We start from the raw sequence: 25,757 nt of genomic DNA, 5'->3' as shown, positions 1-25,757 counted from the left end.
GTGGCACGTCGACCGAACAGTTTAACTGAAGAAGATTTTGATTCTTTAGAGGGACGCGCAAGTAAGACCGAACAGAAAAAAGCAGTCCAGCGTATGGCTGCTTTAGGTGCGCAGCTTGCAGAGCTGAGCGCTAAACAAATTAAAAACCTACCCGTAGATGAGCGTTTGATTGACGCCTTACTTGATGTGCAGGCAATTAGTTCGCATGAAGCACGTCGTCGTCAATTTTCACGGATTGGTAAATTATTACGCAATGAAAATGAAACAGTGATTTTGTCTTATTTAACACCCAAACAAGGTCTTAAAAAGACAGCCCAATTACAGCGTTGGGTGGATCGAATTGTCAAAGATGGAGATCCAGCCATCAATGAATTTACCAAAACCTATAATGCGACAGAGCGTCATACCTTACGTCAACATTATCTTCGGGTACACCGTGATTTAAAGAATCAAGCACCTGAAGAAGAAGTGAATGCTTCTAAATTAAAGCTGTTTAACTATGTACAGCAAGTGGCGTTGATTTCTGACAATTAAGCAACCATGTAAAAAGGCGGTCTTTTAGGCCGCTTTTTTTATAGCTGTTTTGAGCCGATGAGTTTGGCTTGGACATGCATAGTCTCTAAGTGATCTATCTTAATATTACTATTCCAGTTTCTAAAACTGCATTGAGGATAAAAAACACGAAATTTCTGCAAATAATTTGTTAATGAATGTAAAATCTTTACAATTCTCAGTGGCTTTTTTGGCCTGTTTTTAGTCAATATCCTGATATTTAAATATTTTGTAGACTGAAATTGTTAAGATATTTTTAAAAATTAAAAAATAATTCTGAGTGTTATTAGATAGATGAAACCTGACATAAAATTTCTTTTTAATCATAAGGTCAAGCTATATAATTGAAAAATCATTAGCTTTTACTCCAAATAGAATAAAAAGTGATAGTGGGTATTTTTTAGTCAGTAGTGTGTTACAGTAAATACAAATAAACATGCTTATTTTAGGTGAGATATATTAATTTCAAATACTTATGTAGGTTTTTTTCGAATAGTAAATTTTCAAGTTATTCTTAATCAATTAAATATCAGTGCTTTGCGGTTAAGAATGTATCTGAATAGAAACAGATTAACAAATCCTTTAACCTATAGGTGAGTTTTCATCGTTGAGTAAATATAGAATCTTTGTTATTGATTGTATGAATTTGGTCGGCAGTGTTTTCTATATTCCATAAACATTCAGAGAGGCAGACATGGAACTAAAACTGCTAGAGGTCGGTCAGAATACGGAGCAATTAAGCTCGTGCCGTATATCTCTCATTTTAGGTGTCTATACCTCCAACAACCTATTAGACACCTTTTGTAAGATCGCCCGTAAAGTTTTAAACGTTAAAACCAGTATTATCGGCTTCCACACGGAACCCTATATCTGGTACAGCTGTCCACGCGGTTTTCGGGCCTTGCACGCCCCACAGGAAGTGAATCTGCCTGCGTATCTGCAACAGTCAGATGTCATTGACCAGACGCATCCTGCTTATACAGAATTGTCAAATTATGTGAAAGATCTCGGTGTAGCGCATCAGAGATTAGTCGCCTTTAATTTAAAATCCAGTAGCGGTGTGTCTTTTGGACAGGTCATTTTCTTTGATGATCAGACCGAACTGTTTGATCAGGACGATATTGCCACTATTAAACAATTTGCTGAAAGTTTAGTGATTCGAATTCAGCTCAATCAAGAACATACTGAACTGAAAGAATTATACGAGCAGCAATGCGCACAAAATTTCAGTAAAACTAAATTTTTCCAGATTATTGCGCATGATCTGCGTGCACCGTTTCACGGCTTGCTCGGCTTTTCCGAAGTACTAGCGCAGGAACGTGACACACTGGATGAATCCAGTATTCAGAGCATCGCGGATTATTTATATGATAATGCACAATCGACCTATAACCTGCTGGAAAGCCTTTTGACTTGGGCGATGGCAGAGGGTGGACGCTTTGTTTATCATCCGATCAATTATGAATTGAAACAGTCCAGTAAAATTGTCTGCAGTGTACTGAAAAGTTTGGCCTTAAATAAAAAGATCGAACTGGTCGATAATATCCCTGAAGACATCAAGGTACATGCGGATATCAACATGATTACCTCTGTCTTGCAAAACCTGGTGTCGAATGCGCTTAAATTTACCCCGGTGAATCAAGGCGGTAAAGTGATTTTAGCTGCAGAGATGGAAGGCGAGCAGGTCAAGATTACGATTCAGGATACTGGCCTGGGCATGACCGAAGAACAGATGCAGAATCTGTTTAAACCGACTTTGGGTGTGAGTGTCAGAGGCACAGCTGAAGAGAAAGGGGTAGGTTTGGGTCTGGTACTCTGCAAGCGCTTTATTGACCTGAACCATGGTCAAATTGCTGTAGATTCCAAAGAGGGCCGTGGTACGACCTTTACTGTGCATTTGCCGATGGTTACCAATGATCATCAGGCGCTAGTGCTTGAAGATGTACATGCCGAGCAATCTTAAAAGGTAAATTTCAAACTAAAACATTCCCACTGAGACAAAACTCCTGCTATCTTTAGTGTGAAAGAGGACTCCACCCAACATTAGGGTGGAGGTGAATTTCACGACTTTTTTTTAGTGCAATATGATAGAATAATTTGCATTAAGTTTCTGTATCTAAATAGATTTAAGGCGAAATGAAGATCAACAAAGCGTACAAATTTAGGCTTGAGCCTAATGCGGAACAGGAGCTTGTTTTAAACAAGTTGCTTGGCTCTGCACGTTTTGTTTGGAATCAAATTTTAGCTGTTTCGTTCGAGATGCTTGCTAATAATGAGCGAATCAACAAAGTTAATTTAGTCAATAAAATTCCTGAATTACGCAAAAAACCTGAATGTGCTTTTCTAGAAAACAGCTCAAATGGCGTTTCACTCCAACAAAAAGTTCGTGATCTTGGTGATGCTTGGGGGAAGTTTTTTAACAAAAAGGAACAAGCTAAGTTAAAGCAAAAACCATTTAGAGCTAAGAAGCCACGATTTTTTAAATTATCCGATGGTGGTGAAGTTCAACTTAGACCACTTATGCCACGATTCAAAAAGAAATCTGATGGTTATGATTCCATTCGTATTGTTCAATTTGGCAGATATTGTTGGGTTAAAGGCAACCAAGTTAAGTTACCTAATGACATTGGCGTTGTGAAATTCAGAAAATCACAAAATATTGTGGGTGAGATTAAGAACGTCACAATCTCAAAGCATGTCGGGAAATGGTATGTGTCATTTGGTGCTGAAAACACAGTAGAAGCACCAGTCCACCCATCAAAATCAGCCGTTGGCATTGATTTAGGTGTTAAAAAGTTAATTACAACGTCTAGTGGTCAAGTATTCGACCCGATCAATAGTTTCAAGGCCAATCAAGTAAAGTTGGCTAGGCTTCAGCGCAAGCTGAGAAAGAAAAACAAGTTCAGTCAAAATTGGAAAAAGCTGAATCTCAAGATCAATACATTACACCATCATATTGCCAATATTCGGCATGACTACTTGCACAAAGTCACCACAACGCTCAGCAAAAACCACGCAATGATCGTAGTTGAGGACTTAAAAGTAGCCAATATGTCGAAGTCAGCGAAAGGCTCAATCGAGAAAAAAGGAAAGAATGTTAAAGCCAAGTCCGGCTTAAATAAATCAATCCTGGATCAAGGTTGGTCAATGCTTGTTAATATGTTGGTGTACAAACAGCAATGGCGAGGTGGTTTACTCGTTAAAGTTGACCCTAAATAACAAGTCAGACTTGTAGTTCATGTGGTCACGTTGCAAAAGAAAATAGGCTTACTCAAGCAAACTTTAGTTGTGTCGAGTGTAGCTTTGGCGAGAATGCAGATATTAATGCTTCTCGCAATATTTTGGCGGTAGGACATACCGTTTTGTCTGTGGAGGGTGGATGCGGTAAAGGTCGCCTTGCGAAGCAGAAAGCAAGTGAAATCCGTGAGGAAGTCACCTAAGAGCTTTTACTTTTAGAATCCCCCACTTGAACATCGTGAAAGTGGTGGGAGTATGTCAAAACTAAGCAGAATGTTTCAGGGGAAGAGTTGAGTGATGAATGCGGCACAATTGCAGAAAACCTTAAGAGCTAGCCAATATACCGAACAGGTATTGGCCAATCACCAGAGTTTACTGGAACAGGATTATGCAATTGATCAGTTTCAAGGCTCACTCAGTCGGGAATATATTGATCAGCTGGTGCAGCACTGCATCCTGAATATAAGCGATGAAGCAACGTGGATGCGCGCAATGCGTATTCTGCGGGCTCGTTTGATGTTTCGCTGGATCTGGCAGGATGCCAATCAACTCACCGATGTTATTACCCTCACTCAAGAACTCTCCGATTTTGCCGATGCCTGCATCTGTGCGGCGAAAGATTTTGCCCGTATTCCGGTCGCTGCCAAGTATGGCCAGCCGATTGGCTATAACGGAAAAGTCCAGGATCTGATTGTCATCGCGATGGGCAAACTCGGCGCCCAAGAACTCAATCTTTCCAGTGATATCGACTTGATTTTTGCCTTCGATGAGCAGGGTGAAACCGATGGGCGCAAATGTATTGATGTGCAGCAGTTTTGCATCCTGTGGGGACAGAAACTGATTCATTTGCTGGATCAGATCACGGCGGATGGTTTTGTATTCCGGGTGGATATGCGCCTCCGTCCCTGGGGCGATGGTTCGGCGCTGGCCATTAGCCACGCGGCCTTGGAAAAATATCTGAGCCAGCATGGGCGTGAATGGGAGCGTTATGCCTGGATTAAAGCGCGTATTGTCAATCCAAGTCCGGAAGGCGATGAGCTGCTGGAGATGACCCGTCCATTTGTATTTCGCAAGTACGTCGATTACAGCGCTTTTGAAGCCATGCGCGAAATGAAAGCTATGATCGAGCGCGAAGTACAGCGCCGTAATATTGAAGATGATATCAAGCTCGGAGCCGGTGGCATTCGCGAAGTCGAGTTTATCGTGCAGGTGTTTCAGTTGATTTACGGCGGCGCCAAACTTGAATTGCAGGATCGGCAGTGTCTGGTGAATCTGAATCATCTGGATGATACCGAGTTACTGGATGAACAGGCGGTGCAGGATCTGGAAGATGCCTATCTGTTCCTGCGCCGGGTCGAACACGCGATTCAGGCACTGAATGATCAGCAAACGCAATTACTACCGACAGAGCCAGAGTTAAGGGCACGGATGACGGACACACTTGGTTTTGCTGATTGGGAAAGCTTTATGGCATATCTCAATGAAAAGCGTGACAAAGTGATGTATCAGTTTGATCATTTAATCAAGGAAAATGGTCCAGATACCCTGGTTGAAAGTTTTTCACAGCTGGAAAAAAAACTCAAAGAAGTGTTGGATGAGAATGCGAAAAATCTCGTTTATGAGTTCTGGAATGGGCATGCCTTAAAAAAATTACCAGCCAAAGCAGTGCAGCGTTTAAAAACCTTCTGGCCGCATTTAATCGAAGCAGTTTTACAGTCAGATGATCCTCAGGTGGCGTTGGTGCGCTTAATGCCCTTAGTCGAATCAGTGATGCGCCGTACGGTATATCTGGTGATGTTAATCGAGAGTAAAGGGGCGTTACAGCGACTGGTGAAGATGGCCACGGTCAGCCCATGGATTTGTGAAGAACTGACCCATTATCCGGTGCTACTGGACGAATTCCTGTCGATGGATTTTGAATTGCCAAAACGTAAGGATCTGGAAGATTCCTTGCGCCAGCAACTTTTACGGATTGAAATTGATCAGGTTGAAGACCAGATGCGGGTTTTGCGCCTGTTTAAAAAATCCAATGTACTTGCTGTAGCCGCCAGTGATGTGCTGGCTGAAAGTCCTTTAATGAAAGTTTCCGATGCCTTGACCGATATTGCTGAAGTATCGGTGAATGCAGCGCTGCATCTGGCCTATCAGATTGTGGCAAAAAAGCATGGTTTTCCACTGGATGCAGAAGGGCAGCGCTGTTCAGTCGAGCATACGGCTTTTGCAGTCATTGGTTATGGTAAAGTCGGTGGAATTGAATTGGGTTATGGCTCGGATCTGGATCTGGTGTTTATTCACTATATGGGTGAACAGGCCGATACCGATGGACTTAAGCCGATCAGTGGCTTTGAATTTGCCATGCGGGTTGCACAAAAGTTTATGTCACTGATGACCACGCAAACCTTGGATGGACGTGTATATGAAGTCGATACCCGATTGCGTCCATCGGGCGAAGCTGGGCTTTTGGTGACCAGTTTAAAAGCCTTTGAACAATACCAGTTCAAAAGTGCCTGGCTATGGGAGCATCAGGCACTGGTGCGAGCCCGTCCGATTGCGGGTGAAATGAGCTTGCGAAAAAAGTTCGAAGTCTTACGCCGGGATATTTTGATTCAGCCTCGCGATGAAAATTATGTACGGGCAGAAGTACTGAAAATGCGTCAGAAAATGAAGGAGCATCTCGGTTCTTCTAAAGAGCAAAAAAAAGATGGTATTTTTCATTTAAAACAAGATGCAGGTGGTATCGTAGACATCGAATTTATGGCACAGTATGCTGTGTTGGCTTGGAGTGGGACGAATAAAGATCTCGCCCATTTCTCCGACAATGTACGAATTCTTGAGGATGCCGCAAAATCAGGTTGCTTATCCAGCGACGATGCGACTGCTCTGATTCAAGCTTATCTCCGTGAACGCGCCGAGAGCCATCGCTTAGCCCTTGCAAATCAATCCATGCAAGTGTCTGCAAGCGACTGGCACGATACCCGAATGACCGTTTGCAAGTTATGGCAAAGACTGATTGATCCAAGTGCAGACTTTGCACTGGATAGTGAATAATTGTGAGAAATTGGAGTTTGTGGCATGAATTTGGCTGATCGTGATGGTTTTATTTGGCAAGATGGACAACTAGTTGACTGGCGTGAGGCAAAAACTCACGTATTAACACATACTTTGCATTACAGCATGGGTGTGTTTGAAGGCGTCCGAGCTTATGAAACCCCGAATGGAACGGCTATTTTCCGTCTTAAAGAACATACGAAGCGCTTGTTGAATTCTGCAAAAATTTATCAAATGAAAGTTCCATTTGATCAAGCAGCATTAGAACAGGCTCAAATTGATGTTGTTCGTGAAAACAAATTAGCGTCTTGCTATTTACGTCCAATTATTTTTATTGGTTCTGAAAAACTCGGTATCGCTGCAACTGACAATACCATTCATGCCGTAGTTGCGGCATGGAGCTGGGGTGCTTACCTCGGTGAAGAGGCGATGGCGAAGGGAATTCGCGTAAAAACGTCTTCATTTACCCACCATCATCCGAACGTGACCATGTGTAAGGCTAAAGCATCAGGTAACTACACCTTGTCGATTCTTGCGCATCAGGAAGTGGCGCATTCAGGTTATGATGAAGCAATGCTGCTCGACCCACAAGGCTATGTATGCCAGGGTTCAGGCGAAAACGTATTCCTGGTGCGTGATGGCGTGATTCATACGCCTGATATCGCAGGTGGTGCGCTGGATGGTATTACCCGTCAAACGATTATTACGATTGCTAAAGACTTGGGTTATGACGTAATTGAACGCCGTATTACCCGTGATGAGTTCTACATCGCAGATGAAGCATTCTTTACCGGCACTGCTGCAGAAGTAACACCAATCCGTGAATACGATGACCGTCAGATTGGTGAAGGTGTACGTGGTCCAATCACCACACAAATCCAGAAAGCTTATTTTGATGCAGTTCAGGGTAAAGATCCTAAATATGCACACTGGTTAACGTATGTGAAGTAATTAAGAATTTACTGATTGAAAAAACCTCTCATTTGAGAGGTTTTTTTTAACTGATGTACTTATTTTAGCGAACTTATGTCATCATATTCAGCATCAAGAAGATTTTAAGATGAGCTTAGGCATACGCAATGAGTAACATCGTTATTTGTATGAAATGGGGAACCAAATACGGTTCGGAATACGTCAATCGTTTATACAATATGGTTAAACGACATACGACAGTCGACTTTAAGATGGTCTGTCTGACGGATCGTACTGAAGGCATTGATCCTGCAGTACAATGTTTCCCTATTCCACCTTTGGCATTGCCTGAAGGTGCGCCTGAGCGTGGCTGGAACAAGCTATCTACTTTTGAGCCTGATCTGTATGGTTTGGAAGGCAATGCACTGTTCCTCGATCTTGATGTAGTGATTGTCGATAATATCGATGAGTTCTTTACCTATCCGGGCGACTTTCTGATTATCCATGACTGGAAACGGCCGTGGCGTATTACCGGTAACAGTTCGGTTTACCGGTTTAAACTGGGTGCTTTCCCGGGGCTTTTGCCTTATTTTCGTGAAAACTTTGATGAAATCCGTAAAAAATTCCGTAATGAGCAAGCCTATTTGTCTTGGTACGTAGACCGTGAAGGTAAACAGACCTATTGGCCAGAAAGCTGGTGCAAGAGCTATAAATATCATTGCCTGCAAAAAATTCCGATGGCTTACTTTAAACCTCCTATGAAGCCTGAAGGTGCTAAAATTATTGTATTCCATGGTGAAATTAATCCACCTGATGCAGTGAATGGTGGGGGGGGGAAATGGTATCGTTATGTGTTGCCATCGCAGTGGATTAAGGATGCTTGGCAGTAAGCTGGAATTTAAAATATGAAATTAGGCGTTTATTTAATTAATTTAGATTCAAGTACCCATCGTTTAGCCCAAGCTTCTGCTGAGTTAAAAAAACAGAATATTGAATTTGAAAGAATTTCAGCATTTGATGGTCGTAAGTTAGATGTTCAAACTTATGAGTCTTATAATAGCCAACAAGCCAATGTGCTTATGGGGCGTGATTTATTAGGTGCTGAAATTGGATGTTACTTAAGTCACAAGCGATGCGTAACCGAATTTTTAGCTTCTAATTATGACTATATCATTGTAGTTGAGGATGATTTAGAGGTTATTTCAGATCTAGTGACTACAGTTCAAAAAACTGTGCAATGGTTAGAACAAAACCAGAAAGGTTGGTACTTAATCAATATTGGTAGTACTAAACGTAAATTGAGTAAAAAGTTGCATCAGATTGGGAGTCATCATCTTTTAAAAGCATATTATTTTCCTGTACTCACCTTAGGTTTGGTTTGGTCGCGTGAGGGTGCAGAAGCTTTTCAAAATGATCTAGCTCAGATTAATACACCCATTGATGTCGCTCTTCAAAGTTGGTTAACACATTCAAGTCGAGGATTCTCTATTTATCCGCCATTGGTTCAACCGAATGGTGCTGAAAGCGATATTGATGCTGTAAAAGTCAATCCAACAGTCGCACGTCAGCGTGTGGGTAAACGTTGGCCACGTCAAAAAAGAATGTGGGGCAATAAGTTGAAAGCTCTAAAAAATAAAATCTGCTCGGCTTAAAGATTGAGTAAATAATGAAAGTTTTATTAATTAATTTAGATCAGTCTAAAGATCGTTTGGCGCAACAACAAGCTCAATTTAAAGACCTTGAATTAGAGTTTGAGCGTTTATCAGCTGTATCAATTCATGATTTTTCAGAAGATGACTACAAACGTATGGCATTTGGTGGTCAGCGTCTAATGAAGCAATCAGAACTCGCATGTTTCTTAAGTCATAAAAAAGCATGGGATTATATTGTTGAACACAATGAACCCTGTGTTGTTTTAGAAGATGATGCGATTTTAGTTAAAGACTTTAAAAAAATATTAAATGATTTAAAAAAATTCACTGATATTGACTATATAAATTTTGAGGTACATGGCAGAAAGAAAACTGTTGCCAAGCAATCGACATGTTCTATAGCAGACAATGATTACAATCTTTTTGAAATTTACATTGATCGAAGTGGCACGGGCGGATATGCGCTATATCCAACTGGCGCTAAAATTTTATTAGACTTTATGAATAAACGAGCGATTGGTTTATCTGATGAATTTATTCATAGTTGTTATGAGTTAAAAGCATATCAAATTGAGCCTGCTGCATTATTACAAAGTGATAAGTGCCCTGAATATTCCGTTCCATGTAAATATATACATGAATCTGTAATTGCACAGGTAAAGAATAAATTAAATTTTGATTTAACTGCGAGTGAAAAATCGAAGTTTAAAATGAGAAGAATAAAGACCCAAATTAATTTAGGTCTTCGTCAATTGAAATATTTAGGTATTAGTGTAAAAAGAGAGATTGTCGTAGATTCGTCACGGTTTTAATTAACCACGCTTCCCCATTTTTATTTTTTAAATAAAGTTCTCCTAGAATTTTTTTAAGTATTGTTCGCGTTGGTTATAGGGTTATTAGGGAAAATAGTATTTTATATCTTATTGTATGTGGTTATTAAGAATGTTGACTCTCCAGGTTTTGGGATTTTCAAAATTAATATTATTAATAACTCTGTTAAATATATTTTTAAAGTAAATTTAAGTGGCTAAGGTTTTTTGTTATGTCTGTTAATTTTGTGAAAATCATTGAAGTATCTCCTTGTATATTGCCCACTAACAGCATATTGAAAAGACAATCTCCAAGAAGTGATAGTTGTAAATCAAGTGATTATAATGAAAAATTTGATTTTTATACTTTAGCTTTTGATGTTTTTATGTCGGATGATAAGCTTGTTTTTTCAGGTCCTCCTTCATATGGATTAGAAAATTTATACAATAAAAAAAATTTCATTTTAGATGGGAGATGTACACAATCTGACCTACATATTACTATGCTTGATCGTACACAAAGAAATTGGTTTTATAGTGATAGTAAAATTAAATTATTTCAATGGGGGGGAGCTGGGCTAGAGTTTGATATTGTAGTTAATGAAAATTTTCATCATGTTTTTAAAAATAAAAAAGTTCTGTTTACATTATCTAAGAATAATAAATTAGAATGGATTTCTGATTGGATAAAATTTTATAAAAAAATTCATTTAATTGATGCAGTATTATTTTATGACAATAACTCTGATTATTATAGTGTGGAAGAATTAAAAGAGTATTTGATTAAAGAAAAACTGGAAGTAGATATTATTATCGTTCCTTGGAATTTTAAATATGGTCCACAAGGTGGTACATCAGCAGAGGTTAAAAATGCACCATGGGATTCTGATTTTTGTCAATATGGTATGATGGAACATGCTAAGGAACGTTTTTTAAAATATGCTTCAGGTGTAATTAACGTAGATGTAGATGAGCTAATTCTCAATGAGAATAAAAAATCCGTTTTTGAGGAATTAGAAAAAGTACCAGGAGTACAAATTTCGGGAAGATGGATAGAATCTATCCCTTTATATAAAACAGATTTAAGAAGATTTAATAATTTTTTTTACTATGACAAGACTCAATGGGAAAGTGACTATAAATGGTGTATAAATCCTCAAAAAATTGAAAATGATGTACAGTGGAAAGTACACACTGTGAAATCAAAAAAACTTCAATTAAGTAAAAATTTTTATTATGCACATTATAAAGGTATTAATTATAACTGGAAATTAAATCGGGCTGATTTTATTGAATTTGATCCCAAAAAACATAGGCTGGATGAATGTTTGTATGATGTTATCAAAAGGGTCTTTGAAGTAAAAGATCTTCCACGGCTAAATCTGGATTTGAGTTTCTGGGAAAAATTAATCAAATTAAATAAGGTAATGAAATGAAGTTTGATAAAGAAAGTGATGTAACTATTGTTTTAACAAGTTGTAAGCGCTTTAAATTACTAAAAAAAACTTTAGAATCAATCGATAGATTTAATACTTATTCAGTTAGAGAGGTAATTATAACTGAAGATTCTGGTGATGAAAGAGTCTGGGAGGTAATACCTCAACACTGGAAAGATTTTACTAGGGTGATTATTAATAAGCCTAAATTAGGACAAATAAAGTCTATTGATTTAGCTTATAGTTTTGTAAATACACCTTATATTTTCCATTGTGAAGATGATTGGAATTTTTATCGTATTAATTTTATCGAAGAGTCTAAAAGAGTGTTGGAAAATAACTCTAAAATCTTACAAGTTTGGTTAAGAAACTTTCAGAATGATGTACATAAACGTTACCCATTTCATTACTTAGGAGATAAATATTCCCTTGATGATTTTTCTTACTTTATATTGGGAAGCAATGATGATACATGGAAAGGTTTTAGTTTTAATCCTGGGCTTAGAAGAAAGAAAGACTATATGATAATACAACCTTATTATCGGAATATTGATTCTTCGATTACAGAGGCAAATATTTCAAAACAGTATCATCAAATGGGAATGTCTGCTGCTATCTTAGAAAAAAGTGCAGTTGAACATATGGGTTGGGGGCACCATATTAAAACATCTGAAGATTTTAAATTATTAAAAATTAAGAATAAAATAAAAATAAGGTATAGCTTATATGGTTTTTTATTGGGAATTATATCATTTGGAATATTCGAATATTTTTTGAATTGGATTAACTGATAATTCAAATCAATCTCATAATAAATTTGAAATAAGAATATTATATAGATCTGCTTTTTAAATTTTAATAATTTTTCATAAAGGTTTAAAAAGCAGATTGTTAAACTAGGTAAGTTGTATATAAATGTTAGACCTTTTTGGTTGGTCAAAATTTAAATAGCCGCAAGCTATATTTTATAAGGTTTTAGCTGATTCAAAAATTAGGTAAAAGCATACTTTCGCAAGAGGTCTATTTTTTTATTTTTTTACCTTCCTAAACCGTTTATATCCCCATAAATACTGTTCTGGAGCGACATTAATCATGCGCTCCATTTCTTTATTTAAGGTATCAACCGACAGTTGTAAATCTTTAGATAAAATATCGGAGGATAATTCGGTGACATGAATATCATAGCCGGACAAATCTTCACGTCTTAAACAACTAAGCCCAACTACAGAACATTGTGTTTTAGCTGCCAGTTTGGAAAGTAAGGTAGAAGATAGCGCATTCTGATTGTAGAAAAGTGAGTAGATACCACCACTTTCTTTAGGAACATGATCCGGTAAAATTGCAGAAAAACCTCCCTGTTTTAAATGCTTAAATAAAGCACGTACACCAGAATCATCTGTAGGGACCAGTGTGGCATTCAGGCGTTGCCTAGCTTCAAGCATGAAGCGGTCAACATCCTGATTCTTGCTGGGCTTGTACATAATCACAGGAGAGGTATGCTGATTCACCCAGACATTCAACAGCTCCCACGTACCAAAATGTGGAACTACAGCCAAGCAGCCCTGAGGATTTTGCAAAGCTTGAATAAATAGATCTGCACCATGCACATCTCGAATTAAAGACAGCGCATATTCAGAAGATGAACCCCAAATTTTGACGGATTCTGCATACGTCATGCACTGACTTTTGAGGCTGCGTTTAGTCAAATCAGCTCGTTCAGATTCAGAAAGTTCAGGATAAGCAGAGGCTAGATTAATCTCAGTCACTCGGCGTGCAGAAGAATGGCTGAGATACAAAATAGATCCAGCCAGTTGCGCAAGATTTTGAATGAATCTTAGTGGAAGCTTGGAGAAATTTTTAAGTAGGGTGTACATGGTATCCAGATGGTCAGATTATAGGTCTTTGTCCGGATTGCCCTTCAGCACCATATAAATCAAACCTACAAAAATCAGCAGGGCACCTAAAATACTGCTCAGACAAAAATACACAATACGGTCATTGGTATCGAGGTTGAACAGGTTGTTGGCAAGGATATAGCGCATGAACAGCCATTGAACCACTGAAAATACAATAAGCATAATGCTGCGATTACGAACTGCAGGACGCATAGCCATTGCTAATTACCTTAGATTAAAAACTGTGGCTATTATGCCACTGTTCCAGATGTGACTCAATCACACAAAAAAAGCCCCACACGAGGCAGGGCTTTTTCACTTAAATTTTCAAGAATTATTCTTGAGATTCAGCTTTTGGTTTTTCACGTAAGCGAATACCAAGGTCACGCAGCTGGTTTGATTCAACTGGTGCTGGCGCTTGAGTCAATGGACATTCAGCAGTCTTGGTTTTCGGGAATGCAATCACGTCACGAATTGAAGCGCCGCCAGTCATCAACATCACCAGACGATCCAGACCAAATGCCAAACCACCATGCGGAGGAGCACCGTAACGTAGTGCATTTAACAAGAAGCTGAATTTCTCTTCTGCTTCTTCTTCACCAATACCAAGTGCTTCAAAGATCGCTTTTTGCATTTCAAGATTGTGAATACGTAGTGAACCACCACCGATTTCAGTACCGTTCAATACCATATCGTAAGCCACAGACAATGCAGCACCTGGATTGTTCTTCACTTCTTCTACGCTAGATTTTGGCAGCGTGAATGGGTGATGCACAGACGTCCATTTACCATCATCAGTTTCTTCAAACATTGGGAAATCAACAACCCAAAGTGGTGCCCACTCGCAAGTTGATAATTTAAGGTCATGGCCGATCTTCACACGAAGCGCGCCCATTGCATCGTTTACAACTTTAGCTTTGTCTGCACCGAAGAATACGATGTCGCCATTTTCAGCACCAACACGTTTCAATAGATCCAGCACGATTGGCTCGATGAATTTAACGATTGGAGATTGTAAGCCTTCGATACCTTTTTCAAGTTCGTTGACTTTGATGTACGCCAAACCGCGTGCACCGTAGATGCCTACGAATTTGGTATATTCATCAATCGCGCTACGTGGCAGTGAACCCGCACCCGGTACGCGAAGCGCAACGATACGACCTTTAGGATCCTTCGCAGGACCTGCGAATACTTTGAACTCAACGTCTTGCATCAAGTCTGCAACGTCAACCAGTTTCAAAGGAATACGCATATCTGGTTTGTCAGATGCATAGTCACGCATTGCATCGTTGTATGTCATGCGTGGGAATTTATCGAACTCTACGTTTAGAAGTTCTTTGAACATCTTCACGGTTAAAGTTTCCATTAAATCCATGATGTCATCGTCACTCATGAACGATGTTTCAACGTCGATCTGGGTGAATTCAGGCTGACGATCCGCACGCAAGTCTTCATCACGGAAACATTTTGCGATTTGGTAGTAACGATCGATACCACCCACCATCAACAACTGTTTGAACAGCTGTGGAGATTGTGGCAGTGCGTAGAAGCTACCATTCGATACACGACTTGGAACCAAATAGTCACGTGCACCTTCAGGGGTTGCACGAGTCAAGATCGGAGTTTCAACATCCAGGAAACCATTGTCTTCGAAGTAGTTACGAATCAGGTTGGTCAACTTAGAACGGAAACGTAAACGATCTAGCATTTCTGGACGACGGATATCCAGGAAACGATATTTCAAACGAATTTCTTCAGAAATATTGGTGTTTTCGTCATTCAAAGGGAATGGCGGAGTTTCAGACTGAGCAAGAACTTCAATTTCTTTACCCAAGACTTCGATTTGACCGCTCACCATATTGGCATTTTCTGTGCCTTCATAACGGCGACGTACACGGCCTGTAATTTTTAATACAAATTCTGAACGTACTTTATCAGCAGTTGCGAATGCTTCAGGAGTATCTGGGTCAATAACCACTTGAACAAGACCATCACGGTCACGCATATCAAGGAAGATTACACCACCGTGGTCACGGCGACGGTGTACCCAACCGCATAATGTTACGGTTTGGTCAATTTGAGCTTCGGTTAAAGAACCGCAGTAATGAGTTCGCATCATAGCGTTAGAAATCCAACTATATGGGTTAAGGTCAGCGAATACGTAAACAGCGTACCGCTTTGAGTAAAGGTAGGATTATGCCTCTTTGGGCATGTTGTCACAAGAACTTGGGTCAAAAACAATATCATTTTAAAGTGAATAGGGAAAAGCCAGTGCTTTGTTTAACCCATCTTGAGATCTCTGTCTAAAAATAAAAACAATAAACAGCCCAGACTGAAGGTGATCAGAAAGCCTTGGCTAAATTCATTGATCGAGCGGCCAGTAAAATAGTAGAGATCTGATTGCCAGACTTCCGTAGAAATATAGCGCGCATAATCCCAGACAGAAAATAGGCCGGTGAATATAGAAAAGAGCAATAAGCCCCAGGCAAACGATTTGATTTTTAGGCTGACTGTAAGATATTGCTGATGAGTTTTATAATAATGCAGGCTCATCCACAGGATAAGAGGCAAGACAATCACTGAGGTGCCAATCTGTAAAATCCGATGCAGCGGATAGCTTTGTCCAAACAACTGAAAATGTTGGGCTAAGACTTCATGGAAGGCAAAAGTTCGAAAATCGACATGGGTTATTCCATCCCAGATTAAATGGGTGGCTGTACCAATGATGACTGCCAGACACATCACCAGGATGAATTTTAGTGCTGAAAGGATATTGTGAATCTTTAAATCATGCTGAATACCGATGAAACGGTAAATCACGGGCCGGTAAATCAGGTACCAGACGGCACAAAAAGCCAAACCAATCCAGAGATCTGGATGAATCAGAGAAGACCATAAATGGGTGATATTCGAATTAGTATGAGTAAACAAGCGATGCAGATCGGGAACCATGCTCCCAATTGCCAGCGCAGCAACAGGAAGTCTATTCCCAGTCAAATATGAAATAGGTGGAGCAAGCACAGCATGCGATAAGGTAAAGGGCATAAAGACAATGTTTTAATGTAATCAAAAGTATTCAAAGGACATTCTAATAAAATATAGCACTGAGTATCGTAAAGGATTGCAAAAATAATGAAATGTTATATTATAACATTCATCCAAAATACTGAATTTGAGCTTCGGTCATGTCCTTCCCTAAGAATCTAATAACATTGTCAATTTTTGCTGTAGTTGCGCCTACAGTGTTTGCAGAGCAATCCTCATCTTCTATCCCGGTTCAGACCATGGACACGATTCAGGTGCAAGCTCATCCATTGGTGCAGACTGCGGCGGATTTCGCGGTTGTGGATCAAGTCGTGGATCAGAAAGCGCTGTCTGAACGTGCGACCACCATTGGGGATGCCTTGGCAGATGAGCTGGGTGTTTATTCTAATCAATATGGTTCAGGCTCAAGTCGTCCGGTGATTCGTGGTCAAGATGGTCCACGTGTGAAAGTATTGCAGCATGCTTCTGAAACAGCGGATGTATCTACTTTGTCTCCTGACCATGCTGTCACTGTTGATCCGATTCTGGCGAAACAGGTCGAAGTGATTCGCGGTCCATCTACGTTGCTTTATGGTGCCGGTACAGTCGGTGGACTGGTGAATGTCACTGATCAAAAAATTCCGACCCAGATGCCTGAAGATGGTTTGGAAGGTACAGTTGGTCTACGTTATAACTCAGGCAGTGACGAAAAACTGGCAAGTGCTGGTGTGACAGCGGGTATTGGTGAAAATTTTGCTTTGCGTGTAGAAGGCTCAAAGCGTAAAGCCAATGATTATATTGCGCCGGATTATGTGGTCGAAGAGCCGCATGGAGATCACTCCCACTTTCATAAAGAACGCCGTGTCGACAATACCTTTGCAGAAGGACAAACAGTCAATATTGGCGGATCATGGATTCATGGCCGTGGTTTTGTTGGTCTATCTTATAGCAACCGTCATGATCAGTATGGTTTGCCGGGGCATAGTCATGAATATCATGGCTGTGTTTTACATGGCGATCATTTTCATGGTTGTCCAACACCTGACCCAGATGCACCAGTCCATGAAGAGCATGGTGGACCATGGGTAGATTTAAAATCTGAACGCTATGAAGTACGCACCGAACTGGAACAGCCTTTTGCCGGTGTTGAAAAACTACGTGCACATGCCAGCATTACCGATTATGAACACAATGAACTTGAAGAAAGTGAAGTCATTAGTAACTTTAAAAGCAAAGGTTATGACGGCCGTTTAGAGTTGGTGCATGTGCCAGTTGCAGGCTGGGAAGGGGTGATTGGAACCCAGATTTCACAGCAAAAAATTAATCTTGCCGCATCAGAGCATGACCATCATGAAGATGGCGATGAGGACGATGAAGAACATCATGTTCATAGTTCAGGTGTCGTGATGCCGGACACAAAAACTGACAAATTCAGTCTTTTTGCTTTAGAGCATAAGCAACTTGGCGATGTGCATGTTGAACTTGGTGCGCGTGTCGATCATCAAAAAGTGAAAGTAGATTCGGATCAGAAAGATTATTCGGGGACTGGTGTCTCTGCATCCGCTGCTGCCAACTGGGAATTTGCACCGGACTACAAACTTTCTGTAGTGGGATCACATCAGCAGCGTTTGCCTTTAGCTCAAGAACTCTATGCTGATGGCTTGCATTTTGCGACCAATACCTATGAACTAGGTAATCCTGATCTCGATAAAGAAACTTCAAATAATCTCGAGTTAGGTCTGCATTATGAAGGGGATAAACTGGATTACCATGTGCATGTCTATCACAACTGGTTTGATGATTATATCTATGGCGAAACGGTAGCGCAAAAAGGTAATTTACGTGGCGTGCAATATACCCAAGACAAAGCTAGATTCTATGGTACAGAAGCACAAGCCGGTTATCAGATCAATGATATGTATAAGCTCAGCGTCTTTGGGGATTATGTGCGTGGCAAGATTGAAGGCGAAAATGCACCACGGGTACCTGCAGGTCGCTTAGGCACCAAAGTCGAAGCAGACTTTGCCGATGGCTGGTCAGGTTTGGCTGAGTATTATCATGTCTTTAATCAGGACAAAATCGCCAGCTATGAAGATGAAACCCAGGGCTACAATATGGTGAATGTTGGCTTAAGCTATGCCAATAGCATTGCAGATAACAATGCTTATCGGGTTTATTTCAAGGCCAATAACCTGCTTGATGATCAGGTGTATTCACATACTTCCTTCCTGTCGAATATTCCGCAGGTGGGTCGCAACTTTACCGTCGGCGTACAGTATGATTTCTAACAGGTCTACTGAAATAATCGACTAAATCATCTAGATCTCACTGAAATCTACTTGAAAAATCATAAGATAAAACCTAGCCTGAGTATATTGGGTTAGGTTTTTTCTTATGCGTATCTTTCAACGAATTCACAATAAATTAAACTGGTCGAATCGCCGTTATGTGGCTTTGATCATTAGTATGCTGGCCGTGGGTTATCTGGCTTCGGCGATCTACCACACGTATAAGCCTTTGCCGGAAGATCTGAATTACACGGGCAAGCTGCGTCATGCCGAAGTCAAATTTCTGGCCGATCAGACTTATCTGGATGCAGAAGGAAAACAGCATTTAGATCATCGCATTTTTAATGAAATGCTGAAAATGATTGAAGAGGCCAAATCGCTGATTGTGCTGGATATGTTTTTATTTAATCAGCAAACCGGTGCATCTACGCAGCAGCATCAGGCACTGAGTCAACAGTTGAGTGATGCTTTAATCAGTAAGCGTCTGCTGCAGCCTGAGGTAGAAATCAAATTTATTACCGATCCGATCAATTCGGTCTATGGTGGAATTAGATCCGAGCAGTATCGGGAATTACGTCAGCACGGTATTGATGTGATTGAAACCAATCTGACGCCGTTGCGGGCTTCCAATCCAAGCTGGTCCGGCTTCTGGTATATCTGTTGCCAGGGCATTGGCAATAATCCGGAAACAGGCTGGTTGCCGAATCCATTTGGAACAGAAAAAATTACCCTGCGCAGTTATTTTGATTTGTTTAACTTTAAAGCCAATCATCGCAAAACTATGGTGGTGGATACCGATCAAGGCTGGAAAGCACTGGTCACGTCCATGAACCCGCATGATGGCAGTTCGCGGCATTCCAATATTGGTTTATTGGTCTGGGGGAGCACAGCTGTGGATATTTTGAAAACAGAACTGTCTGTGGGCATGATGTCACAAGCGAATATGCCAGCCATTGTCGCTGGGGATTTTCAGGCAGACAGTAGCCAGCCACAAGCTCAGGTGCTGACTGAAAAAGCCATTTATGATGCGATTCTGAATCTGATTCAGACCGCGAAAGCCAGTGAACAGATTGATCTGGCAATGTTTTATCTGTCTGAGCGAAAAATTATCAAAAGTCTGATAGCGGCCCATGAACGTGGTGTCAAAGTCCGGATTTTACTCGACCCAAATAAAGATGCCTTTGGCCGTGAAAAGAATGGAATTCCAAATCGGCAGGTGGCTTCAGAATTGCACGAAGCGGGTATAAATGTACGTTGGTGTCATACTCAGGGTGAGCAATGTCATAGCAAGATCCTAATGAAGCGCAATGCTCAGCAAGCTGAAATGATTTTAGGTTCGGCCAATTTTACGGTACGCAATTTGAAAAACTATAATCTGGAAACCAATATGCGCGTGGTGGGTCAGCCTCAGGCCGAAGTCTTCCGGGATGCCCAGCAATATTTTGAGGGGGCATGGTCAAATCTAAATGGCCGTTCGATGAGCGTAGATTACACTCAATATGCAGAAAACTCGTTCTTTAAATATTGGCTGTATCGTTTTATGGAATGGAGCGGCTGGTCGACGTTTTAATTTTAAATCCCTCCTGACCTCCCTTTTTAAAAAGGGAGGAAAGTCCCTCTTTGAAAAAGAGGGAGTTAGGGAGATTTTTTATTATCAGCTTTTTGATTCTGGATTCGGCGGAACCAGCTGATCCAGCTCTTTATCCGTTAATTGATCCAGCTCAGAAATATCGGTTTTAATTTTCCATTGCGCTTCATCATCGACTGGATTTGGTAAACGCGCTTCTAACCAGTCACAAACTACATCGGGTGGGAAATCTGCGTGATTACACTGGATCACCCAGCACAAGAAATCTCTGGCGATACCATTCATATACGGTGGTGGAGATACTGGCAGGAACTGCGTCGGAAGACGTTCATTTTTAGAAATATAATTCAGGACATGACCTAATTCTTGCACAGTTTGCCAAGCCAGCGGATGATCGACATTGATCTGAAACTTAAACCACCATGCCTGTTTGCCATCTGAACCATAGCTATCAATCCGTTCTTTCTGAACACTCGGCATTTTAGAAAAATATTCATGTAAACGATCGAAATTTAAATCAGACACAGTATTCAACTCGAAACATTAAAAAAGCAATTTTAGCATAAAGTAGCAGCCTGCCGACGTGCCTGTCAGATTGAAAATAGGCGAGCGCATTACAAAAAATTGCAGCTCCAGCGAGCTTATCCATATTTTCTGCATCTATTTTGTTTAAAATATAAGCAGATTATTCGGAGGAAGCTCAAATGAGAATCGTACTATCGAGTGCAATATTGGCTGCATTGCTATTAGGAGCTTCTGCACAAAGTATGGCTGGCAATGCTTGGGTGGGTTATGGTGGTGTAGATCGATCCACACCGAATTATCGCAGCGCTCCACGATCTTATGATCCACCACGGCAGCATTATCCGCAACGTCCGCTGCCACCAAGACCACATTACCCGCAACGACCACCATATTGGGGCTATCCACCTGCACAGAGTCAAAGTGGATTAAACATTCAGTATCAGGCACCGACCACTATTTATCAAAATTCGAATAGTTATAGCTGGGTCAATGGTGATCCGAATGTTGCCCGGATTGAAAGTTCGAGATATACGGTAATTACCGATTGGCAGCGTTTAGGGTTACCAGCACCACCGCGTGGCAGCTACTGGATTTATGAAAACGGACGCTATGTGCTGGTGCCGAATCGTTAAACTGCTCTAAACTCTGAACGGATAATTCAGTTATAAACGTCAATAACTCAAAAAGACCAAAATAGTTCCCTCTCCTGTGAGGAGATGAGATACCGTCTTGGTAGTCAATCAGGTTTTGAGATTATTCGACCAATAAATAATCTCTTTGATAGGCAGTCTGATGTTTTAAAACGCCATAACACAGATGTATAAGCTTGCGCATTGCAGCACCTAAAGCACACATTTTATTTTTACCCTGGCTTAATAATCGTTGATATAAAGCTTCAATGTGTGGATTATATTTAATCGCTGTTAATGCTGACATATACAATACTGAGCGTATTTTACTGTCACCTGCTTTTGATAAGTGACTTTGCTTGTTGACTGAACTGCCAGACAACTGATGTACTGGAACCAAACCTACATATGCAGCAGCTTGACTTGCTTTTTCAAACTTGTGCGAATGAAATAACCCCAACAGTAATAAGCCTGATCGTTCACCGATTGAAGGAATAGTTTGCAGTAATTTCAAATCCTGTTTCAATGTTGGATCTTGATCTATGTGATTATTTATTAACTTATCAATATTTTCAAGTTGCTGATTTAAATACTCAATATTCTCTTCAAGTAATTTAATCACAACAACGGAGGTATGAGTGGACTGCGCCTTTTCAAGTCGATTCTTTTCCTGCAATAGACTACCTAGATAGACATCTCGTCTGCCTAGTAAAGCTTTTAATAATCTGACATTTTCAGGTTCAGGCTGCCATATGATTAACTTTGCGGTGTAACCATAACGTGAAAGAGCTTCACTATCAGCTTTATCCGTTTTATTTAGCATGGACATGCCTTTGGCAAAGGCTCTTACTCGTGAAGGATTAGCCACACAAACCTTTACACCTGCATCATATAGATAATATCCCAAATTCTCATGATAAACCGAAGTCGCTTCCATGATTGCTGTCACTTGATCAGGTTCAATTTTAAGAGTGATGAGCCATTTGAGCAGACTGCCAAAGCCACTTTCTGTATTAGTAAATATTTTATTTTTTCTTTTTCCAGTCAAACCTTGAGGAAAAATGCAACAATCTATTTTGGTTTTACTGACATCAATACCTAGCATAATCATGGTGATATTCCTTGAGTTTAAGCTATGATTTTTATCCCATTAACCATCATCTTACCTTGTGAATACAGCATCAAAGTGCTTAGTTACCGTTCAGAGTTGTATGAGGGATAAGGGCAAATTGTAGGTTTTATCTCAGGTTCAAATTTAAGATTTTAGCAGCACTCCAAACTCTACAATTTGCGTATAGTGGTAGCTAATCACTATATCAATCAAGATACAAGTAGCACTGCTACGCAAGGGAGAGATTGCTTGAGATAAATCTCCCAAAACCCTAAACGAGGCTTAAGTATTACTTTAAGCTGAAGTGCAAAAAAGAGGGCTTAAAAGACTATGCCAATTCATCATCTTCTGGACGCGGTGTTTTGCCAAGGGGTAATGGCTTTTCACTATGTTTGTCACGAATCACGGATGGATAAGTCCATGAGGCATAGCGCACCACTAATATCGCAAAGGCCAGAATCAGAATCGAACCGGTAATAATCACCAGATCCATGCTGGCTTTATGCGTGTGTTGAATATCTGCAATCAGCAAACGGGTCAGTGCAGTAATGGCAATATAAATCAGGAAACGTACTGGCATATGGTTGGTTTTGAAATAGATGCCGACCATGGCACCAAGTTCCAGATAAATAAACAACAGAAGAATGTCGTCAATGGTGGCGAACTGTTTGACGGTCAGAATGTCAATGACGGTATGGCCAGCGGACCAGATCACCATACAGCCAATAATAAACAGCGCAATATAATGAAAGCTTTCTACAGCAAGATTACCAAGACGGTCGAGGAGCGCTTCAAATTTTTCAATTTTCGGACGTGATTTAGACATATTATCCTCCTGATTTTTCCTGTGAAATAAAGATAGTTACAGAATAACGTGCAAAGATCATGCACAGAATGATTGAATGAAAAATAAAGATTAAATTATTTGAACTTTTGCGCTTTTTTTAGACTAAATTGCTATATTGTATGGGTGGTACATTGAATAAATAGGAGAAAAAAGTGTTAGATAAAATTCAAACAAAAATTAGCCAATTAGAAGCCGGAAAAAAATTAATCCTCGGCGTAGGCATTAAGGCGGAAGATATGCAAAAGGTGGTGGAACTCTGCGAGTCTTTAGAGTCAGAGGGGAATATCAAAATTGTGAATAAACATCTGAATCCGAAAAGTAATAATCAGCCAGATACCTTGCTGATTCAAAAAGTTTAATTGTTGAATTTTCATAAAAAACGCCTGCTGATGCAGGCGTTTTTATTGCAGATTTTCAGCTTAAGCTTGAGTCGTGAAATAATCTTCAGAGAAGTTCATGATGACGTCAGAACCTGATTTCACTTTGGTAATGCGTAATGCTAGTTCAGGCAGAATGCGTTGTACAAAATAACGTGCCAGAGCGAGTTTATTTTGATAGAACTCACCTTCTTTATTTTTCGCTGCATTGGCAATGCGCGCGAACATATAAGAGAAGCTCAACAGACCTACAGCATGCAGATAGTCAACTGCGGTCGCATTCGGGAAGTCATGGCTTTCTCTTGCTGCTTCCAGAATATATTGAGTTACCGATTCAACTTCAGTCGCTGCATCCAGTGTGGCATCTTTAATGAAGTTTAGATCCGCATCCAGACTATTGGCAAAGTTACGGATTTCAGAAATATATTCAGAGATATATTCGCCGCCACATTTAATGGTTTTACGGCCGATCAAGTCTTGTGACTGTACACCGTTAGTGCCTTCATAGATCTGGGAAATACGCAGGTCACGGATACATTGCTCCAGGCCCCATTCACGGATATAGCCATGACCACCGAAGACCATTTGTGCATCTAATGTCGCTTGGAATGCGGTATCCGTTAAATACGCTTTCGCGATTGGTGTTAATAGCGCAACACGGTCATTGGCTTTTTTCACCGCTTCAGGATCAGTCGAGAATTTGGTGATATCCAGTTGTTGACCTACATACACGGCGAATGCACGTGAAGCTTCATTATTGGCACGTACATTCAGCAGCATACGGCGTACATCACCATGCACTAGAATACTGTCCGCAGGTTTGTTTGGTGATTGAACGCCAGCCGCGCTGCGACCCTGTAAACGGTCTGTCGCATATTGCGCAGCGTTTTGATAAGCGAATTCAGAAGCACCTAGGCCTTGGATACCCATCGACAGACGTTCATAGTTCATCATCACGAACATTGCAGCGAGACCTTCATTTTCTTTACCAACGAGGTAACCTTTCGCACCGTCAAAGTTCATTACACAGGTTGCTGATGCCTTGATTCCCATCTTGTGTTCGATTGAACCTGGGCCGACCGGGTTACGTTCGCCAATAGAACCATCTTCATTCACCAGGAATTTCGGTACGATGAAGAGGGAAATACCACGAGAGCCGGCAGGCGCATCTGGGGTTTTTGCCAGAACGAGGTGAATAATATTTTCAGCCAGGTCATGGTCACCGCCCGTGATGAAAATCTTGGTGCCGCTGATGCTATAAGTGCCGTCTTCGTTACGTTCAGCTTTGGTCTTGATAATACCCAGATCAGTACCGGCATGTGGCTCGGTTAAGCACATCGTGCCTGACCATTCACCTGAATAAATTTTAGGTAAATAGGTTTCTTTTTGTGCTTGTGAAGCGTAGCTGTTCAGCGCCATGCCTGCACCAACAGAAAGCAGTGGATAGAGCATGAAAGATGGGTTGGTCGCGAACAGCATTTCATCAGAAAGTACCGTTAGCATTTTCGGCATTTCCTGGCCGCCCCATTCCATATCTGCGCCTAGACCAATCCAGCCGCCTTCTGCATATTGTTTGAATGCTTCTTTAAAACCAGCAGGTGTGGTCACATTGCCATTTTCAATTTTTGCGCCTTCTTCATCACCTGTACGGTTCAGTGGAAGCATGACGTTTTGCGAAAATTTTGCCATTTCTTCAAGAATCGCTTCTGCTGTCGCAGCATCCAGATGCGCTAGATTTTCATTGGCCTGCCAGAACTGTTCTGCATTGAAGACATCGTTCAGGATGAATTTCATATCGGCAAGTGGCGCGTTATAAATTGGCATGGT

Annotated in this window: 21 protein-coding genes and 1 pseudogene; 14 read left to right on the top strand and 8 right to left on the bottom strand. The window is 40.6% G+C overall.

The features are described from left to right. The 10 genes and pseudogenes from yjgA to H0S56_RS11835 all read left to right on the top strand — a co-directional run bounded on the left by yjgA (position 1) and on the right by H0S56_RS11835 (position 12,437). On the top strand, positions 1-534 hold the full coding sequence (yjgA, locus tag H0S56_RS11880) for a ribosome biogenesis factor YjgA (RefSeq protein ID WP_004278333.1): 534 nt from the start codon (positions 1-3) through the stop codon (positions 532-534). Between the two features lie 712 nt (positions 535-1,246). After that, positions 1,247-2,515: a sensor histidine kinase gene (locus H0S56_RS11875; RefSeq protein WP_195725151.1), complete on the top strand. Its 1,269-nt coding sequence runs from the start codon at positions 1,247-1,249 to the stop codon at positions 2,513-2,515. A gap of 173 nt (positions 2,516-2,688) precedes the next feature. Beyond that, positions 2,689-3,992: pseudogene (locus H0S56_RS11870) on the top strand (RNA-guided endonuclease InsQ/TnpB family protein). 94 nt (positions 3,993-4,086) lie between these two features. Next, the gene (gene glnE, locus H0S56_RS11865) at positions 4,087-6,837 is read left to right on the top strand and encodes a bifunctional [glutamate--ammonia ligase]-adenylyl-L-tyrosine phosphorylase/[glutamate--ammonia-ligase] adenylyltransferase (protein WP_195725150.1); all 2,751 of its coding nucleotides are present in this window, start codon (positions 4,087-4,089) and stop codon (positions 6,835-6,837) included. 24 nt (positions 6,838-6,861) lie between these two features. Then, positions 6,862-7,788, top strand: coding sequence for a branched-chain amino acid transaminase (locus tag H0S56_RS11860; RefSeq protein ID WP_004278329.1), 927 nt, complete (start codon positions 6,862-6,864; stop codon positions 7,786-7,788). A 128-nt stretch (positions 7,789-7,916) separates the two neighbouring features. Beyond that, the gene (locus H0S56_RS11855; protein ID WP_195725149.1) at positions 7,917-8,639 is read left to right on the top strand and encodes a glycosyltransferase; all 723 of its coding nucleotides are present in this window, start codon (positions 7,917-7,919) and stop codon (positions 8,637-8,639) included. A 15-nt stretch (positions 8,640-8,654) separates the two neighbouring features. Beyond that, positions 8,655-9,401: a glycosyltransferase family 25 protein gene (locus H0S56_RS11850; RefSeq protein WP_005107856.1), complete on the top strand. Its 747-nt coding sequence runs from the start codon at positions 8,655-8,657 to the stop codon at positions 9,399-9,401. Positions 9,402-9,415: 14 nt separating this feature from the next. Next, on the top strand, positions 9,416-10,213 hold the full coding sequence (locus tag H0S56_RS11845) for a glycosyltransferase family 25 protein (protein WP_005107854.1): 798 nt from the start codon (positions 9,416-9,418) through the stop codon (positions 10,211-10,213). A gap of 230 nt (positions 10,214-10,443) precedes the next feature. Next, positions 10,444-11,646: a hypothetical protein gene (locus H0S56_RS11840; protein ID WP_195725148.1), complete on the top strand. Its 1,203-nt coding sequence runs from the start codon at positions 10,444-10,446 to the stop codon at positions 11,644-11,646. Further along, positions 11,643-12,437 carry a glycosyltransferase family 2 protein gene (locus H0S56_RS11835; RefSeq protein ID WP_195725147.1) on the top strand — a complete coding sequence of 265 codons (795 nt, stop codon included), beginning with the start codon at positions 11,643-11,645 and terminating at the stop codon, positions 12,435-12,437. Before H0S56_RS11840 ends, H0S56_RS11835 begins: the two co-directional genes overlap by 4 nt. Positions 12,438-12,674: 237 nt before the next feature. On the opposite strand, the gene H0S56_RS11830 is transcribed toward H0S56_RS11835, so the two are convergent. From H0S56_RS11830 to H0S56_RS11815, 4 genes are all read right to left on the bottom strand, one after another. Next, positions 12,675-13,520 (bottom strand): lysophospholipid acyltransferase family protein, encoded by an 846-nt coding sequence (locus tag H0S56_RS11830; protein ID WP_195725146.1) that lies wholly within the window; start codon positions 13,518-13,520, stop codon positions 12,675-12,677. 18 nt (positions 13,521-13,538) lie between these two features. Then, positions 13,539-13,760 carry a hypothetical protein gene (locus H0S56_RS11825; RefSeq protein WP_004278319.1) on the bottom strand — a complete coding sequence of 74 codons (222 nt, stop codon included), beginning with the start codon at positions 13,758-13,760 and terminating at the stop codon, positions 13,539-13,541. Between the two features lie 115 nt (positions 13,761-13,875). Next, entirely contained in the window at positions 13,876-15,660 is a 1,785-nt protein-coding gene (gene aspS / locus H0S56_RS11820; protein WP_005103279.1) for an aspartate--tRNA ligase, read from the bottom strand. Positions 15,661-15,821: 161 nt separating this feature from the next. After that, positions 15,822-16,586, bottom strand: a complete 765-nt coding sequence (locus tag H0S56_RS11815) for a DUF4184 family protein (RefSeq protein ID WP_195725145.1) — start codon at positions 16,584-16,586, stop codon at positions 15,822-15,824. Positions 16,587-16,726: 140 nt separating this feature from the next. On the opposite strand from H0S56_RS11815, the gene znuD reads away from it, so the two are divergent. Both znuD and H0S56_RS11805 read left to right on the top strand, forming a co-directional pair. Beyond that, positions 16,727-18,853 carry a zinc piracy TonB-dependent receptor ZnuD gene (znuD, locus tag H0S56_RS11810; RefSeq protein ID WP_195725144.1) on the top strand — a complete coding sequence of 709 codons (2,127 nt, stop codon included), beginning with the start codon at positions 16,727-16,729 and terminating at the stop codon, positions 18,851-18,853. A 106-nt stretch (positions 18,854-18,959) separates the two neighbouring features. Then, positions 18,960-20,423 (top strand): phospholipase D-like domain-containing protein, encoded by a 1,464-nt coding sequence (locus tag H0S56_RS11805; protein ID WP_195725143.1) that lies wholly within the window; start codon positions 18,960-18,962, stop codon positions 20,421-20,423. An 84-nt stretch (positions 20,424-20,507) separates the two neighbouring features. Here the strand turns inward: H0S56_RS11805 and H0S56_RS11800 are convergent, their stop codons facing one another. Next, positions 20,508-20,966, bottom strand: coding sequence for a hypothetical protein (locus H0S56_RS11800; protein WP_195725142.1), 459 nt, complete (start codon positions 20,964-20,966; stop codon positions 20,508-20,510). A 179-nt stretch (positions 20,967-21,145) separates the two neighbouring features. On the opposite strand from H0S56_RS11800, the gene H0S56_RS11795 reads away from it, so the two are divergent. Further along, positions 21,146-21,598: an RcnB family protein gene (locus tag H0S56_RS11795; RefSeq protein ID WP_005103287.1), complete on the top strand. Its 453-nt coding sequence runs from the start codon at positions 21,146-21,148 to the stop codon at positions 21,596-21,598. Between the two features lie 121 nt (positions 21,599-21,719). Here the strand turns inward: H0S56_RS11795 and H0S56_RS11790 are convergent, their stop codons facing one another. Beyond that, positions 21,720-22,706: an IS110 family RNA-guided transposase gene (locus H0S56_RS11790; protein ID WP_005251678.1), complete on the bottom strand. Its 987-nt coding sequence runs from the start codon at positions 22,704-22,706 to the stop codon at positions 21,720-21,722. A 328-nt stretch (positions 22,707-23,034) separates the two neighbouring features. Continuing rightward, positions 23,035-23,532 (bottom strand): phosphate-starvation-inducible protein PsiE, encoded by a 498-nt coding sequence (locus H0S56_RS11785; RefSeq protein WP_004647497.1) that lies wholly within the window; start codon positions 23,530-23,532, stop codon positions 23,035-23,037. A gap of 173 nt (positions 23,533-23,705) precedes the next feature. Between H0S56_RS11785 and H0S56_RS11780 the strand changes: the two genes are divergently transcribed. Beyond that, a complete protein-coding gene (locus tag H0S56_RS11780; RefSeq protein WP_004278311.1) occupies positions 23,706-23,912 on the top strand; it encodes a hypothetical protein in 207 nt (68 codons plus the stop codon). Positions 23,913-23,972: 60 nt separating this feature from the next. Here the strand turns inward: H0S56_RS11780 and H0S56_RS11775 are convergent, their stop codons facing one another. Then, the gene (locus H0S56_RS11775) at positions 23,973-25,754 is read right to left on the bottom strand and encodes an acyl-CoA dehydrogenase C-terminal domain-containing protein (RefSeq protein ID WP_195725141.1); all 1,782 of its coding nucleotides are present in this window, start codon (positions 25,752-25,754) and stop codon (positions 23,973-23,975) included. Positions 25,755-25,757 lie beyond the last annotated feature (3 nt).

This window comes from Acinetobacter lwoffii (assembly GCF_015602705.1).
GTDB classification, from domain to species: Bacteria; Pseudomonadota; Gammaproteobacteria; order Pseudomonadales; family Moraxellaceae; genus Acinetobacter; species Acinetobacter lwoffii_E.
The sequence above is the reverse complement of the archived record's forward strand: the minus strand, read 5'-3'. Positions and strand labels throughout refer to the sequence as shown.

Excerpts from the sequence above, each read along its gene's own strand:
- H0S56_RS11805 (WP_195725143.1), top strand. The coding sequence starts at position 18,960 with ATGCGTATCTTTCAACGAATTCACAATAAATTAAACTGGTCGAATCGC.
- H0S56_RS11795 (WP_005103287.1), top strand. The coding sequence starts at position 21,146 with ATGAGAATCGTACTATCGAGTGCAATATTGGCTGCATTGCTATTAGGA.
- znuD (WP_195725144.1), top strand. The coding sequence starts at position 16,727 with ATGTCCTTCCCTAAGAATCTAATAACATTGTCAATTTTTGCTGTAGTT.
- H0S56_RS11860 (WP_004278329.1), top strand. The coding sequence starts at position 6,862 with ATGAATTTGGCTGATCGTGATGGTTTTATTTGGCAAGATGGACAACTA.
- H0S56_RS11790 (WP_005251678.1), bottom strand. The coding sequence starts at position 22,706 with ATGATTATGCTAGGTATTGATGTCAGTAAAACCAAAATAGATTGTTGC.
- H0S56_RS11825 (WP_004278319.1), bottom strand. The coding sequence starts at position 13,760 with ATGGCTATGCGTCCTGCAGTTCGTAATCGCAGCATTATGCTTATTGTA.
- H0S56_RS11835 (WP_195725147.1), top strand. The coding sequence starts at position 11,643 with ATGAAGTTTGATAAAGAAAGTGATGTAACTATTGTTTTAACAAGTTGT.
- aspS (WP_005103279.1), bottom strand. The coding sequence starts at position 15,660 with ATGATGCGAACTCATTACTGCGGTTCTTTAACCGAAGCTCAAATTGAC.
- H0S56_RS11775 (WP_195725141.1), bottom strand. The coding sequence starts at position 25,754 with ATGCCAATTTATAACGCGCCACTTGCCGATATGAAATTCATCCTGAAC.
- H0S56_RS11840 (WP_195725148.1), top strand. The coding sequence starts at position 10,444 with ATGTCTGTTAATTTTGTGAAAATCATTGAAGTATCTCCTTGTATATTG.
- H0S56_RS11830 (WP_195725146.1), bottom strand. The coding sequence starts at position 13,520 with ATGTACACCCTACTTAAAAATTTCTCCAAGCTTCCACTAAGATTCATT.
- H0S56_RS11875 (WP_195725151.1), top strand. The coding sequence starts at position 1,247 with ATGGAACTAAAACTGCTAGAGGTCGGTCAGAATACGGAGCAATTAAGC.
- H0S56_RS11845 (WP_005107854.1), top strand. The coding sequence starts at position 9,416 with ATGAAAGTTTTATTAATTAATTTAGATCAGTCTAAAGATCGTTTGGCG.
- glnE (WP_195725150.1), top strand. The coding sequence starts at position 4,087 with ATGAATGCGGCACAATTGCAGAAAACCTTAAGAGCTAGCCAATATACC.
- H0S56_RS11850 (WP_005107856.1), top strand. The coding sequence starts at position 8,655 with ATGAAATTAGGCGTTTATTTAATTAATTTAGATTCAAGTACCCATCGT.
- H0S56_RS11855 (WP_195725149.1), top strand. The coding sequence starts at position 7,917 with ATGAGTAACATCGTTATTTGTATGAAATGGGGAACCAAATACGGTTCG.
- H0S56_RS11815 (WP_195725145.1), bottom strand. The coding sequence starts at position 16,586 with ATGCCCTTTACCTTATCGCATGCTGTGCTTGCTCCACCTATTTCATAT.
- H0S56_RS11785 (WP_004647497.1), bottom strand. The coding sequence starts at position 23,532 with ATGTCTAAATCACGTCCGAAAATTGAAAAATTTGAAGCGCTCCTCGAC.